The organism is Variovorax sp. OK212, from assembly GCF_900112425.1.
Taxonomy (GTDB): Bacteria; Pseudomonadota; Gammaproteobacteria; order Burkholderiales; family Burkholderiaceae_C; genus Variovorax.
Genome location: NZ_FOLP01000004.1, coordinates 133,800 through 147,794, shown reverse-complemented (window position 1 = coordinate 147,794; position 13,995 = coordinate 133,800). Strand labels below are relative to the sequence as shown.

The window sequence follows — 13,995 nt, the reverse complement described above, 5'->3', positions numbered from 1 at the left end:
CAGCGATTCAGGCAGCCTTGCGTTCGCGCAGGCTCAGCAGCGCGCCCAGGCTCAGCACGCCGCACACCATCATGTAGAAGGCCGGCGCCATCGGGTTGCCGGTCTTCGCGAGCAGCCAGGTCACGATGAACTGCGAGGAGCCGCCGAACACCGTCACGCCCACGCTGTAGATCACCGAGATGCCGCTGGCGCGCACGCCGGCCGGCAGCATCTCCAGCAGCATCAGGAACATGGGCGTGGTGCCGATGTTCACGCTCGCGGTCAAGAGCGCCGACAGGGCCAGCACCAGCGGCACGCTCGGGTAGTGGCTGATGAGCCAGAACACCGGGTACACGGCGAGCACGCTGAACAGCAGCGAGCCGATCACCAGCGGCTTGCGGTTGGGCAGCCTGTCGGCCAGGCGCCCCGCCACCAGCGACACCACGAACAGCGTGATGCCCGTGACGCAGCCCGACAGCAGCGACAGCGACGGCGGCATGTGCAGCACGCGGATCATGTAGGTGGGCATGAAGAACACCACCAGGTACATGGTGGCCGTGCCCGCGGTGGTGGCCAGGATGCCCTTGAGCACCGTGGGGCCGTGCTCGCGCAGCAGCCGGCCGACCGGGCTCGACTCGTGGCTGTCGGCGGTGTGCGTCTCTTCGAGATTCGCGCGGATGTACAGGCCCACGGGCGCGATCAGCAGTCCGAGCAAAAACGGCAGGCGCCAGCCCCAGCTTTCGAGCGAGGCCTGCGGCAGCGCGGCGTACAGCGCGGCGCCGGTGAGCGCGCCCAGCAGCGCCGACACGCCCTGGCTCGCAAGCTGCCAGCTCACGCGAAAGCCGCGGCCCTTCACGCCGCCGGCTTCCATCAGCATCGAGGTGGCCGCGCCCACTTCGCCGCCGAGCGAGAAGCCCTGCAGCAGCCGGCCCGCGACGATCATCAGCGAGCCGAACACGCCGGCCGATGCGTAGCTGGGCGCGAAGGCAATGCACAGCGTGCCGAGCACCATGAGGCCGATGGTCAGCGTCATGGCGGCCTTGCGGCCCTTGCGGTCGGCGTAGTTGCCGATGATCACGCCGCCCAGCGGGCGCATCACGAAGCCGATGCCGAAGGTGGCCACGGCCAGCAGCAGCGAGCCGTAGGGGCTGTCGGAGGGAAAGAACAGCTTGCCGATCAGCAGCGCGAAGAAGCTGTAGACGGTGAAGTCGTACATCTCCAGCGCGTTGCCCAGCGAGCAGGCCGCGATCAGGCGGAACTGGCTCTGCCTGGGCTTGCCGCGAACGGAGGCGGGCGCGGCGCTCGGCGGTGAAGAAGCCCCGATCGGGCTTGCGGGCAATGCGGCTTCGCTCATCTAATGTGTCTCCACGAACAGGTTGCGCAGGATCGGACGACCCCTTTGCGGCGGAGTATTCAGGCAAAGCGCGGCAGCGCAGAATCACAAATTTTCATGCCGATAACCAAATGGAATCCCCGTCATAAAGAGGCGCTGGAGACCATCGGGACAAGTACCAAGGCGGCGCACGCGCGCCCCTTTTTCGAGAGCACGCAGAAAGAACGGCACCACGATGAAGCTGCAACAGTTGCGCGTCCTGCTGGCGGTGGCCCAGCACGGCAGCATCCATGAAGCCTCGCGCAGCCTCCACACCACGCAGCCCGCGCTGTCCAAGACCATCTCCGAGCTGGAACGCGAACTCGGGGTGACGCTGATGTCGCGCTCCACGCGCGGCGTGAGCCTCACGGCCTACGGCGTGGCGCTGGTCAAGCGCGCGAGCCTGGTCGAGCAGGAACTGCGGCATGCGCTGGAAGACATCGAGGCGATCCGCGGGCACGACGAGGCGCAGCTGAACATCGGCTTCACCGCGGTGGCGTCGAGCGGGCCGCTGCCCGATGCGATGGCGTCGTTTCGCCAGCGCTTTCCGAACGTGGCGATGCGCGGCTTCGAGCTGCGCCCGCAGCAGATCTTCGAGGGGCTGCGCGAAGGCCGGCTAGACCTGGGGCTGATCTCGACCTGCAACGGGCCGGGCACCAACGTCTTTCAGTGGGAGCCGCTGTTTTCGGTGGCCATGCACCTGTCGGTGCGCGCGGGCCATCCGCTGCGGCGCGTGCGCAAGCTGCAGCCGCTGCTGGACGCCGACTGGCTGGTGCTCGACCCGATCGACGACGCGGGAAGCCCGCTGGTCAGCACGATGCAGATGCACGGGCTGGAGATGCCCAGGCGCATGGTGCAGAGCGCATCGAACCTGCTGGGGCTGCAGCTGGCCACGCAGACCGACATGATCAGCATGTGGTCGGACTTCGTGTTCCACGGCGCGGGGCCGCTGCGCCTGCAGCCCGGCTTGCTGGAGAAGCTGCCGATCACCGACGAGCTGCCGGATTTCGACGTGTTCCTGGTCTACCGCTCGGCCGACCTGATGACGCACGCGTGCGCCGAGTTCGCGAAGGAAGCGCGCCACCAGGCCAAGGCGAACCCGCCGTGGCGGCTGCCGCGGCGCAAGGCCGGGGCCGGGGCCGGGGCCGGCTGAAGCAGGTCAGGCGGCGGGGTTCTGCGTCTCGTCGTCGGCTGCGTTCTCGGGCCGCGTCATGGTCCAGCTCTGCAGCTTGCCGCCCACGAACACGGCGTCGACATACGAATCGCCGCCGTCGGTCCAGCGGTAGTGCTCGGGCTGCTCGTCCTTGGGCGAGCGCAGTTCGCCGAGGGCGCGCGTCATCGCGATCACGTGCATGAGCGTTACTCCGGGCTTGAGCTTGGCGTTGAGCATCACGGCGCTGCCCACGTAGCCCACGGGCCGTTCGGCGGCGCGCTTCAACACCTGCATGGCGCGGTTGAAGTGCAGCAGCAGGAACATGATGATCGCGCCGCCGGCCAGGGCGACGCCGCCCCAGCCGCCGCTGCGCCAGGCCAGCCCGAGAAGAAGGATGGCACCGACAGGCACCAGAAATTTCTTGAAATTCATGGCGCGCATTGTCGCCGCCCCGACGTGTGTCACGAAGTAGCGGCCCCGACTACCGCCGGGGGCGCAGGACGGTACTCGGCGCCAAAGACGCACGCCCCGGGAGCGCCAGCGGGCACATTTCGCTTCACGGGCATCAGCCCGGGCCACTGAAAAGCGTATGACCATTCCGCGTTCCGTCACTTTCGTTCGTCTCACCCTCGCCGCCGCGCTCGCCGCCACCGCATTGAGCGGCTGCTACGTGGTCCCGCTCGGACAACCCGCTCCCGCCGTGCCGTCTTCGCAGTCGTACGCCGTGGCACCGGGCCCGATCGCACAGACCTTCAACGCGCGGCTGTACCCGTCGAACACCGAAGCCGCGCGCTACGGCGCCGTCGCCGGCACGGTCACGAACGACATGAACGGCCGCGGCCACTTCAACGCGCAGATCGGCGGTGAACAGTTTCAGGGAGAGGCAACACGGGTCGCAGGCTCGCGGGGCACCGGCGTGGCGAATGCCACCGGCAGCCGCGGCGGCAACCTGAGTTGCCAGTACACGATGAACTCGGCCACGTTGGGCAGCGGCCAATGCGTGCTCAACGGCGGACCGGCGTTCACGATGCACATCGGGGGGTAGGAGGGAGGGTAGGCCCGGCGCGCGTATGTGCGCCGGGTCATTTTTTGCCGGCCTGCCGGCAACGGATCAATCGAGGCGGCGGACCACGTCCATCGCCTCTTCGATGCGGTCGACGGCGTGGATCGTCAGCCCTTCGATTTCCTTCGCGCCCTTCCTGGGCGCGTTGGCCTTGGGAACCACCGCCACGCTGAAGCCCAGCTTGGCGGCCTCGCGCAGGCGCTCCTGCCCGCGCGGCGCCGGGCGCACCTCGCCGGCAAGGCCCACTTCACCGAACGCGATGAAGCCCTTGGGCAGCGGCTTGCCGCGCAGGCTCGAGGTGATGGCCAGCATCACGGCCAGGTCGGCCGCGGGCTCGCTGATGCGCACGCCGCCCACCGCGTTCACGAACACGTCCTGGTCCATGCAGGCCACGCCGGCATGGCGGTGCAGCACGGCCAGCAGCATGGCGAGGCGGTCGCGGTCCAGGCCCACCGACAGGCGGCGCGGGCTGGGGCCGCCGTTGTCGACCAGCGCCTGGATTTCCACCAGCATCGGCCGCGTGCCTTCCAGCGTGACCAGCACCACGCTGCCGGGCACCGGCTCGGCATGCTGGCTCAGGAAGATGGCGCTCGGGTTGGTCACGCCCTTCAGGCCGCGCTCGGTCATGGCGAACACGCCGATCTCGTTGACCGCGCCGAAACGGTTCTTGATGGCGCGCACCAGGCGAAAGCTCGAGTGCGTGTCGCCCTCGAAGTACAGCACCGTGTCGACCATGTGCTCGAGCACGCGCGGGCCGGCCAGCGCGCCCTCCTTGGTCACGTGGCCCACCAGCACCACGGCCGTGCCGCTGGTCTTGGCGAAGCGCGTGAGGTGCGCCGCGCATTCGCGCACCTGCGCCACCGAGCCGGGCGCGGAGGTGAGCTGGTCCGAATACACGGTCTGGATCGAGTCGATCACCGCGATCGCCGGGCGCGTGGCGTCGAGCGTGGCGATGATCTTCTCCAGCTGGATCTCGGCCAGCACCTGCACCTGCGAGTGATCGAGCCCGAGCCGCTTGGAGCGCAATGCCACCTGCGAGCCGCTCTCTTCACCGGTGACGTACAGCGCGTTCTGCCCCGCGCGCTGCAGCGCATCGACCGCCTGCAGCAGCAGCGTCGACTTGCCGATGCCAGGGTCGCCGCCGATCAGCGTGACGCCGCCCGAGACGATGCCCCCGCCCAGCACGCGGTCGAGTTCGTCGAGTCCGGTGGGTGTGCGCGCGACATCGGTGGCTTCGATTTCGGAAAGCGTCGAGAGCTCCGATGCGCCCGCGAGCGACGCGAACTGCGTGCCGAAGCGGTTGTTGGCCGCGCCGCCCGCGCCCGCGCCCGCCACCTGTTCGACGAGGGTGTTCCATGCACCGCAGCTCGGGCATTTGCCGAGCCACTTGGGGCTGGTGCCGCCGCATTCACTGCAGACGAAAAGTGTTTTGTCCTTGGCCATCCGTCGAGTTTAGGTGTCCGCACAAACCCTGATGACTGCGGCCTAGGAAAGCTTCGGCGAATCATTTAACATGTTAAGTAATTTCAAAGAGAGACTTGCCTTGAGCACGACATTCACGCACCGCAATTTGCCGCGCCTGCTGCTGCAGGCCCGCGAAGCCGTGATGGCCCACACCCGGCCCAGCCTGCGCGAGCACGCGCTGTCCGACCAGCAATGGCGCGTGCTGCGCGTGCTGGGCGAACACGGCGCGGTCGACACCGGCCGCGTGGCGCGCGAGGCCTTCATCCTCGGCCCCAGCCTCACCGGCGTGCTGGCGCGCATGGAGCGCGACAACCTCATCACCCGCGCGCGCGATCCGGCCGACCAGCGCCGCACCGTGGTCGAGGCCACGGCGCACGGCATGAAGCTGGTGAAGCGGCTGTCGACCAGCATCGAGGCGCACTACGACTGGATGGAAGAGTCCCTCGGCAAGGCCAAGCTCACGCAGCTCTACGGGCTGCTCGACGAACTCATCGCACTGGAGCAACCCTCATGAGCAGCGCACCGCATTTCATTCCGACGGGCACGGTGTACGGCACCCTGCTGAACTTTCGCGCCGAGGTCGAGGCGCTCGCGCCGCAGATGACGCAGCCGCCCTACAAGGCACCGCCGAAGGCGCCCGTGCTCTATGTGAAGACGGCCAACACCTGGAGCCCGCACGGCAGCGCCATCGCGGTGCCGGCCGGCGTGCCCGAGGTGGAAGTCGGCGCGAGCATCGGCATGGTGATCGGCGCCGAGGGCGACGTCGAAGGCTTCGTGCTGATGAACGACCTGTCGATCCCGCACGCGAGCTTCTTCCGCCCGCCGGTGAAGTTCAAGTGCGTCGACGGCTTCCTCGGCATCGGCCCCGTGCTGCGCGACGCGCAGGAGGTGGCCGACCCCGCGAGCTTTCGCGCCGAGGTGCGCATCAACGGCGAACTGAAGCAGTCGCTCGACTTCTCGCAGCTCGTGCGCCCCGCGCGGCAGCTGCTCGCCGACGTGGGCGACTTCATGACGCTCGCGCACGGCGACGTGCTGCTGCTGGGCTGCGCCCCGGGCCGGCCGCTGGCGCGCGCCGGCGACCGCATCGACATCTCGGCGCCCGGTTTTGAAACCCTCGGCAACACGCTGGTCGACACGCCGGTGAAGGAAGCCGCATGAAGCACGCACGCGTCATTTTCGAAGGCCGCGAACACACCGGCACCGCCCACGAGTTCAACGGCCAGGCCGACGCCGCCGTGCGCCTGGACGACGGCCGCGTCGTGCCGCAGGCGCAGCTCACCTGGCTGCCGCCGCTCGCGCCCACGGCACGGCCGCGCACCATCCTCGCGCTCGGCCTGAACTACGCCGACCACGCGAAGGAGCTGGAGTTCAAGGCACCGGAAGAACCGCTGGTGTTCGTGAAGGGCCAGAGCGCGCTCATCGGCCACCGCCAGCTCACGCACCGCCCGGCGGGCGTGCAGTTCATGCACTACGAATGCGAGCTCGCCATCGTGGTCGGCAAGACCGCGAAGAACGTGAAGCGCGCCGACGCCTACGGCTTCATCGGCGGCTACACGGTGGCCAACGACTACGCCATTCGCGACTACCTGGAGAACTGGTACCGCCCCAACCTGCGCGTGAAGAACCGCGACACCTGCACGCCGCTGGGGCCGTGGTTCGTCGATGCGGCCGACGTGCCCGACCCGATGGCGCTGGCCTTGCGCACGACAGTGAACGGCACCGTCACGCAGCAGGGCAACACGCACGACATGATCTTCGACGCGCCCTTCCTCATCGAATACTTCAGCCGCTTCATGACGCTCTCGCCGGGCGACCTGATCCTCACGGGCACGCCCGACGGCGTGGTCGACTGCCAGCCGGGCGACGTGATCGTCACCGAGATCGACGGCATCGGCGCGCTGGTCAACACCATCGCGGCGGCCTGAGCCACGCGCCACCGCGCACAACTGCCGCGCCGCAACGCGCAACCGAAGCGCGCGACAGCGCGCCTCCTCCCTTGCCACATTCACAACCCGATCAGCGGAGACAACACGACATGATCAACGGCAAAAAGCTCCTCCACGTCACGGCCGCCGCATTGGCGCTGGCCGCCTCGGCTGCTGCGTTCGCGCAGGCCACCTACCCCGCCAAGCCCGTGCGCTGGGTGGTCGGCTACCCGGCCGGCGGCGGCACCGACTTCCTCGCACGCACCGTGGGCGCGCAGGTCTCGCAGCAGCTGAGCCAGCCGGTGCTCGTGGACAACCGCCCCGGCGCGGGCGCGATCATCGCGTCGGAGAACGTGGCGCGCTCGGCCGGCGACGGCTACACCGTGTTCTCGGCCGACAACGGCGTGCTGGTCTACAACCCCGCGCTCTACAAGAAGCTGCCCTACGACGCCGAGAAAGACTTCGCGCTGGTCGGCATGATGGGCCGCTCGCCGCTGATCATCACGGCCGCGCCCAATGCCGGCATCGCCGACGCCAAGGCGCTTCTGGCCGCGCTCAAGACCTCGCCCGGCAAGTACAGCATCGCCACGCCGGGTACCGGCAGCCCGCACCACCTGGCGCTCGAGCTGTTCCAGCGCGAGGCCGGCGTGTCGATGCTGCACGTGCCCTACAAGGGCGGCGCGCCCGCGCTGCAGGACCTCATGGGCGGCCAGGTCGCGCTGATGATGCTCGACCTGCCCAGCGGCGTGAGCGCGGTCAAGGCCGGCAAGGTGATTCCGTTGCTGGCCATGTCGGCCGAGCGCGTGCCGCAGCTGCCCAACATCCCCACCGCCAAGGAACTCGGCTTCGCCAGCGTCGAGGCCTACACCTGGCAGGGCCTGGTCGCGCCCGCGGCCACGCCGAAGGAGGTGCAGGCCCGGCTGGGCACCGAGCTGCAGAAGGCCATGGCCGAGCCGGGCGTGCGCCAGAAGCTCTACGACGCCGGCTGGGAAGCCCGCCCCGCCGACGCCACCGAAATGACGCGCTACACCGACGCGGAACGCAAGAAATGGCACGCCTTGATCAAGGCGCGCGACATCAAACTCGACTGACCCCGACCGGACACTTCTTCATGCAACAGATCAACCATCTCATCGGCGGCAAGTCCGTCACCGGCAAGGACTACTTCGAAACGGTCAACCCGGCCACGCAGGAAGTGCTGGCCGAAGTCGCCTCGGGCGGCGAGGCCGAGGTGAACGCGGCCGTGGCCGCCGCCAAGGAAGCCTTTCCCAAGTGGGCCGGCATGCCCGCGCCCGAGCGCGCCAAGCTGATCCGCAAGCTGGGCGACCTGATTGCGAAGAACGTGCCCGAGATCGCGCAGACCGAAACCAACGACTGCGGCCAGGTCATCGCCCAGACCGGCAAGCAGCTGATTCCGCGCGCGGCCGACAACTTCTACTACTTCGCCGAGATGTGCACGCGCGTGGACGGCCACACCTACCCCACGCCCACGCACCTGAACTACACGCTGTTCCACCCGGTGGGGGTGTGCGCGCTCATCAGCCCGTGGAACGTGCCCTTCATGACGGCCACCTGGAAGGTCGCGCCGTGCCTGGCCTTCGGCAACACGGCCGTGCTGAAGATGAGCGAGCTGTCGCCGCTCACCGCCGCGCGCCTGGGCGAGCTGGCGCTGGAAGCCGGCATTCCGCCCGGCGTGCTGAACCTGGTGCACGGCTACGGCAAGGAAGCCGGCGAGCCGCTGGTGGCGCACCCCGACGTGCGCGCCATCTCGTTCACCGGCTCCACCGCCACCGGCAACCGCATCGTGAAGAGCGCGGGGCTGAAGAAGTTCAGCATGGAACTGGGCGGCAAGAGCCCGTTCGTGATCTTCGAGGACGCCGACCTCGACCGCGCGCTCGACGCGGCCGTGTTCATGATCTTCAGCAACAACGGCGAGCGTTGCACGGCCGGCTCGCGCATCCTGGTGCAGCAGTCGATCTATGCGGACTTCGCCGCCAGGTTCGCGGAGCGCGCCAAGCGCATCACCGTGGGCGACCCGCTGGACGAGAAGACCATCGTCGGCCCGATGATCTCGCAGGCCCACCTGGCCAAGGTGCGCAGCTACATCGAACTGGGCCCGAAGGAAGGCGCGACGCTGCTGTGCGGTGGCCTGGATGCACCGTCGAACCTGCCCGACCGCGTTCAGCGCGGCAATTACGTGATGCCCACGGTGTTCGCCGACGTCGACAACCGCATGAAGATCGCGCAGGAAGAAATCTTCGGCCCGGTCGCCTGCCTGATTCCGTTCAAGGACGAGGCCGACGCCATCCGCCTGGCCAACGACATCGCCTACGGCCTGAGCAGCTACGTGTGGACCGAGAACATCGGCAAGGCCCATCGCGTGGCCGCCGCCGTGGAGGCCGGCATGTGCTTCGTCAACAGCCAGAACGTGCGTGACCTGCGCCAGCCCTTCGGCGGCACCAAGGCCTCGGGCACGGGCCGCGAAGGCGGCACCTGGAGCTACGAGGTGTTCTGCGAGCCGAAGAACGTGGCGGTGTCGCTGGGCTCGCACCACATTCCGCACTGGGGCGTGGCGTGAGCCAGGCCCCAAGACTCTCGCTGGGGCGTGGCGTGAGCCAAACCCCAAGACTCTCGCTGGGGTGTGGCGTGAGCCAGGTCCCCGAACTCCCACTGGGGCGTGGCGTGAACGCCAGCCGTCGCACGCTGCTGCAGGGCGCGGCCGCTTTCGCCGCGCTGCCTTCGCTGGCACGCGCGCAGGCCGCATGGCCCAGCAAGCCGATCCGCGTGATCGTGCCCTTCACCCCCGGCGGCACCACCGACTTCGTCGCGCGCCTGGTGGGCGTGGAACTGTCGAAGGCGCTGGGCCAGCCCGTGATCGTCGACAACAAGCCCGGCGCGGGCACGGTGATCGGCGTCGATGCCGCCGCCAAGGCCGCCGCTGACGGCTACACCTTCGTCTGCGTGGCCAACAGCTTCACGGCCAACCAGACGCTGATCCGCAAGCTGCCCTACGACACGCAGAAAGACCTGCGCCCGGTCGCGCTCATGGGCATGTCGGAGCACGTGCTGGCCACGCACCCGAACAGCGGCCTGAAGACGCTCGCCGACCTGCGCAACCAGGCCAAGGCCAAGCCCGGCACGCTAAGCTTCGCCTCCTTCGGCAACGGCACCTCGGCCCACCTCTCGGGCGAGATGCTCAAGCTGCAGATGGGCCTGGACATCGTGCACGTGCCCTACAAGGGCCAGGGCCCGGCGCTCACCGACCTGCTCGGCGGCCAGGTGACGATGATGTTCGGCAACTGGCCCGAGTTCCGCAGCCATGTGCAAAGCGGCAAGCTGGTGGCGCTGGGCATGGCGACCGCGCAGCGTTCGCAGTACGCACCGGCCATACCCACACTGGCGGAACAGGGTGTGGCCATCGAGTCCAATTCGTGGAACGGCCTGCTGGCCCCCGCCGGCACGCCCGACGCCGTGGTGCAGCGCATGAACGCCGAGGTGAACCGCGCGCTCGCGAGGCCGGTGGTGACGGAGACTTTTCACAAGGGCGGCATCGCGTCGCTGTCGGGCACGCCGGAGCGCTTCGCGGCGTTCATCCAGAGCGAAATCGCGAAGTACGGCGACGTGATCCGCAAGGCCAACATCCAGGTCGAGGGCTGAACGATGAGCCTCTATGCGATGCAGAAGTTCCTGTTCGCGCTGAACCGCGAGCAGGACGTGCAGCGGCGCTACGCCGAAGGCGGCGACGCGCGCGCCACATTGCTCGGCGGCTACGACCTCAGCGACGAAGAGCGCGAGGCCATCGACAGCGGCGACATCGGCAAGCTCTATGTGCTCGGTTGCAACGGCCAGTTGCTGATGCACTTCGCGCCGCTGCTGGGCATCGCCTGGGCCGACTACCTCGAAGCCATGCGCGAGGGCGTGCGCAAGTACGGCCCGGTGCGCGCGGGCATCTATGCAATGACAACCGGCACCAACGAGAAAGTGGCAGGCGTATGAGCCTCGTATTCGCAGGCGTGTGCAGCCACGCCCCCGGCATCACCGGCCGCGCGCACCTGGCCGACCCGGCGGTGAAAGACGAGTTCCACGCGCAGTTCCACCGCTTCGGCGAGGCGATGCGCGCGACCAAGCCCGACGCGGTGATCGTGATCGCGGCGGAGCACTTCGCGAACTTCTTCATGAACAACATGCCGGCCTATGCCATCGGCATGGCCGACAGCTACGAAGGCCCCATCGAAGACCCGAAGTGGCTGGGCATTGGGAAGCACACCATCCCCGGTGACGCCGCGCTCTCGCAGCGCCTCATTCGCGAGGTGATGCAGACGGTGGACGTGGCCTACGCGGAAGAATGGAAGTTCGACCACGGCATCATGGTGCCGCTGAACTTCCTCACGCCGAACTTCGACACCAAGGTGATCCCCGTGAACATCAACTGCCAGGGCCCGCCGCTCACGCCGCTGCACCGCGCATGGGCCTTCGGCGAAGCCTTGCGCCGCGCCTGCGACAAGGTGCCCGAGCGCATTGCGCTGGTGGGCACCGGCGGCATCTCGCACTGGCCGGCCACGCCCGACTCGGGCAAGGTCAACGCCGAGTGGGACGCCGAGTTCATGCGCCGCTGGTGCGCCAACGACCGCGAAGGCATGCTCTCGCAGGACGACTACGGCGACGAGGCCACCTACCGCGAAGCGGGCCAGGGCGGCTTCGAGATCCGCACCTTTCTCAGCGTGGCCGCGGCCGCGCGCGGCAAGGGCGAGATCTTTCACATGAAGGCCATTCCGATCTTCGCGGTGACATGCACGGCCGCGACCATGTCGGTGGAATGAACGGAGAACGACGATGCCCCACCTGGTGATTCTGTACACGCCCAACATCGAGGCCGAGACCGACATGTCGGCGCTGTGCCGCACGCTGGCCGACACCATGCTCCAGCAGCGCGACGAGGCCGGCAAGCCGGTGTTCCCCATCGGCGGCACGCGCGTTCTGGCCTACCCCGCCGCGCATCACGCGGTGGCCGACGGCAAGGCCGACTACGCCTTCGTGTACCTCAACATCCGCATGGCCGCGGGGCGCTCCGAGGCGGTGAAGAAGAAAGCCGGCGACGAACTGCTGGCCGACGTGCGCGCGCATTTCGCGCCCATCTTCGACCAGCGCCCCATCGGCATCACGCTGCAGATCGACGAAAGCCCCGGGCAGGTGTACGACGGCAAGCACAGCAACCTGCATCCCCTGTTCAACAAGAACTGAACGAGCCGAACCCATGCTCTCCCAAGCCACCATCGCCCAACTGGCCGCCGAGCTGCACGAAAGCGAGAAGTCGCGCGTGCAGGTCGAGCATTTCTCCAAGCGCTTCCCAGAGATGACCATCGAGGACGGCTACGCCATCTCGCGCGAATGGGTGAAGACCAAGATCGCCGAGGGCCGCACGGTGAAGGGCCACAAGATCGGCCTGACCTCGCGCGCCATGCAGCAGTCCAGCCAGATCGACGAGCCCGACTACGGCACGCTGCTGGACGACATGTTCTTCGAGCAGGGCGGCGACATCCCGTTCAAGCGCTTCATCGCGCCGCGCGTCGAGGTGGAGCTGGCCTTCGTCCTCGGCAAGAAGCTGCAGGGGCCGAACGTGACCATCTTCGACGTGCTGGCCGCCACCGACTACGTGGTGCCCGCCATCGAGATCATCGATGCGCGCATCGAGCAGTTCGACCGGAACACCAAGGCCATGCGCCGCGTGTTCGACACCATTGCCGACAACGCGGCCAACGCCGGCATCGTGATGGGCGGGCGCCCGGTGAAGCCCGACGCGGTCGACCTGCGCTGGGTGAGCGCGCTGCTCTACAAGAACGGCGTGATCGAGGAGTCGGGCGTGGCCGCGGCCGTGCTCAACCACCCGGCCACCGGCGTGGCGTGGCTGGCCAACAAGCTCGCGCCGTGGGACGAATGCCTGGAGGCCGGCGAGGTGGTGCTGGGCGGCTCGTTCACGCGCCCCACCACCGCCCTGCCCGGCGACACATTCCATGCCGACTACGGCCCGCTCGGGTCGATCGCCTTCCGCTTTGCATGACGCTCGCCCCCAGGCTTCGCGCACTTCGTGTCGCTTCGCCAACCCCCTACCGGGGGCAACACCAGCGGCCCGGCAAAGCCGGTTCCGCGGTGTTCCACGAATGAAGACAGCACCCTTCCATCTACTGGACTGAACAATGCAAACGCCCCTCAACACCTTCAAGCAGGCCCTGCAGGCCGGCAAGCCCCAGATCGGCCTGTGGGTCGGCCTGGCCGACGGCTATGCGGCCGAGATCCTGGCCGGCACCGGCTACGACTGGCTGCTGGTCGACGGCGAGCACGCGCCCAACGACGTGCGCTCGGTGCTCGCGCAGCTGCAGGGCATCTCCAGCATGTGGTCGGCCCAGCCCGAAGCCGAGCGCTCGCACCCCATCGTGCGCATTCCGGTGGGCGACACCACGCTGATCAAGCAATACCTGGACATCGGCGCGCAGACGCTGCTGGTGCCCATGGTCGACACCGCCGAGCAGGCCGCGCGCCTGGTGCAGGGCATGCGCTACCCGCCCGAAGGCATCCGCGGCATGGGCAGCGCGCTGGCGCGCGCCTCGCGCTGGCAGGCCTACCCCAACTACCTGCACGAAGCCAACGCGCAGACCTGCCTGCTGGTGCAGGCCGAGACGGTGGAGGCGATGAAGAACATCGACGCCATCGCGGCCACGCCGGGCGTGGACGGCGTGTTCATCGGCCCGGCCGACCTGTCGGCCTCGATGGGCTTCGTGGGCCAGCCCAACCATCCCGAGGTGCAGGCCGTGATCGCCGACGCCATCGCGCGCATCCTCAAGGCCGGCAAGGCGCCGGGCATCCTGTCGACCACCGAGGAGCAGGCGCGCAAGTGGCTCGCGGCCGGCGCGCTGTTCGTGGCGGTGGGGGTGGACACCATCGTGCTGGCGGCCGCGGCCAAGGAATTGCTGGCGAAGTACAAAAACCGCACGGCCAACACTGGCTCGCCGGGCTACTGAGCGGCGCTCGGACAGCGCGCTCA

At 68.4% G+C, this 13,995-nt stretch carries 16 protein-coding genes; 13 read left to right on the top strand and 3 right to left on the bottom strand.

Translation table 11 applies throughout. The annotated features are described in order from the left end of the window. Positions 1-7: 7 nt before the first annotated feature. Positions 8-1,333 (bottom strand): MFS transporter, encoded by a 1,326-nt coding sequence (locus BM004_RS14435; protein WP_093127857.1) that lies wholly within the window; start codon positions 1,331-1,333, stop codon positions 8-10. Between the two features lie 214 nt (positions 1,334-1,547). Here BM004_RS14435 and BM004_RS14430 point away from each other — a divergent pair, with 214 nt between their 5' ends. After that, on the top strand, positions 1,548-2,504 hold the full coding sequence (locus BM004_RS14430) for a LysR family transcriptional regulator (protein ID WP_093214321.1): 957 nt from the start codon (positions 1,548-1,550) through the stop codon (positions 2,502-2,504). Positions 2,505-2,510: 6 nt separating this feature from the next. Here BM004_RS14430 and BM004_RS14425 read toward each other — a convergent pair whose 3' ends face one another. Beyond that, complete coding sequence (locus tag BM004_RS14425) at positions 2,511-2,945, bottom strand: glycerate kinase (RefSeq protein ID WP_093214318.1); 435 nt, start codon at positions 2,943-2,945, stop codon at positions 2,511-2,513. 148 nt (positions 2,946-3,093) lie between these two features. Between BM004_RS14425 and BM004_RS14420 the strand changes: the two genes are divergently transcribed. Then, positions 3,094-3,549, top strand: a complete 456-nt coding sequence (locus tag BM004_RS14420) for a hypothetical protein (RefSeq protein ID WP_093127865.1) — start codon at positions 3,094-3,096, stop codon at positions 3,547-3,549. 66 nt (positions 3,550-3,615) lie between these two features. On the opposite strand, the gene radA is transcribed toward BM004_RS14420, so the two are convergent. Further along, entirely contained in the window at positions 3,616-5,010 is a 1,395-nt protein-coding gene (gene radA, locus BM004_RS14415; RefSeq protein WP_093214316.1) for a DNA repair protein RadA, read from the bottom strand. A 100-nt stretch (positions 5,011-5,110) separates the two neighbouring features. Here radA and hpaR point away from each other — a divergent pair, with 100 nt between their 5' ends. The 11 genes from hpaR (at position 5,111) to hpaI (ending at position 13,972) form a co-directional block, all read left to right on the top strand. Then, complete coding sequence (hpaR, locus tag BM004_RS14410; RefSeq protein ID WP_093127869.1) at positions 5,111-5,545, top strand: homoprotocatechuate degradation operon regulator HpaR; 435 nt, start codon at positions 5,111-5,113, stop codon at positions 5,543-5,545. Further along, positions 5,542-6,189, top strand: a complete 648-nt coding sequence (locus tag BM004_RS14405; RefSeq protein ID WP_093127872.1) for a fumarylacetoacetate hydrolase family protein — start codon at positions 5,542-5,544, stop codon at positions 6,187-6,189. Before hpaR ends, BM004_RS14405 begins: the two co-directional genes overlap by 4 nt. Further along, entirely contained in the window at positions 6,186-6,956 is a 771-nt protein-coding gene (locus BM004_RS14400; protein WP_093214313.1) for a fumarylacetoacetate hydrolase family protein, read from the top strand. Before BM004_RS14405 ends, BM004_RS14400 begins: the two co-directional genes overlap by 4 nt. A gap of 110 nt (positions 6,957-7,066) precedes the next feature. Beyond that, positions 7,067-8,047: a Bug family tripartite tricarboxylate transporter substrate binding protein gene (locus tag BM004_RS14395; RefSeq protein WP_093214311.1), complete on the top strand. Its 981-nt coding sequence runs from the start codon at positions 7,067-7,069 to the stop codon at positions 8,045-8,047. Between the two features lie 20 nt (positions 8,048-8,067). Beyond that, positions 8,068-9,534, top strand: a complete 1,467-nt coding sequence (gene hpaE / locus BM004_RS14390; RefSeq protein WP_093127881.1) for a 5-carboxymethyl-2-hydroxymuconate semialdehyde dehydrogenase — start codon at positions 8,068-8,070, stop codon at positions 9,532-9,534. A gap of 104 nt (positions 9,535-9,638) precedes the next feature. Further along, complete coding sequence (locus BM004_RS14385) at positions 9,639-10,613, top strand: Bug family tripartite tricarboxylate transporter substrate binding protein (protein WP_093214308.1); 975 nt, start codon at positions 9,639-9,641, stop codon at positions 10,611-10,613. Positions 10,614-10,616: 3 nt separating this feature from the next. After that, positions 10,617-10,952 (top strand): aromatic ring-opening dioxygenase subunit LigA, encoded by a 336-nt coding sequence (locus BM004_RS14380; RefSeq protein WP_093127885.1) that lies wholly within the window; start codon positions 10,617-10,619, stop codon positions 10,950-10,952. Continuing rightward, positions 10,949-11,776 carry a DODA-type extradiol aromatic ring-opening family dioxygenase gene (locus tag BM004_RS14375; RefSeq protein ID WP_093214305.1) on the top strand — a complete coding sequence of 276 codons (828 nt, stop codon included), beginning with the start codon at positions 10,949-10,951 and terminating at the stop codon, positions 11,774-11,776. The genes BM004_RS14380 and BM004_RS14375 overlap by 4 nt, the downstream gene beginning before the upstream one ends. 13 nt (positions 11,777-11,789) lie before the next feature. Beyond that, a complete protein-coding gene (locus BM004_RS14370; protein WP_093214303.1) occupies positions 11,790-12,197 on the top strand; it encodes a 5-carboxymethyl-2-hydroxymuconate Delta-isomerase in 408 nt (135 codons plus the stop codon). Between the two features lie 13 nt (positions 12,198-12,210). Beyond that, positions 12,211-13,014, top strand: coding sequence for a 2-oxo-hept-4-ene-1,7-dioate hydratase (gene hpaH / locus BM004_RS14365; RefSeq protein ID WP_093127893.1), 804 nt, complete (start codon positions 12,211-12,213; stop codon positions 13,012-13,014). Between the two features lie 136 nt (positions 13,015-13,150). Continuing rightward, positions 13,151-13,972, top strand: coding sequence for a 4-hydroxy-2-oxoheptanedioate aldolase (gene hpaI / locus BM004_RS14360; protein WP_093214300.1), 822 nt, complete (start codon positions 13,151-13,153; stop codon positions 13,970-13,972). Positions 13,973-13,995: the final 23 nt, after the last annotated feature.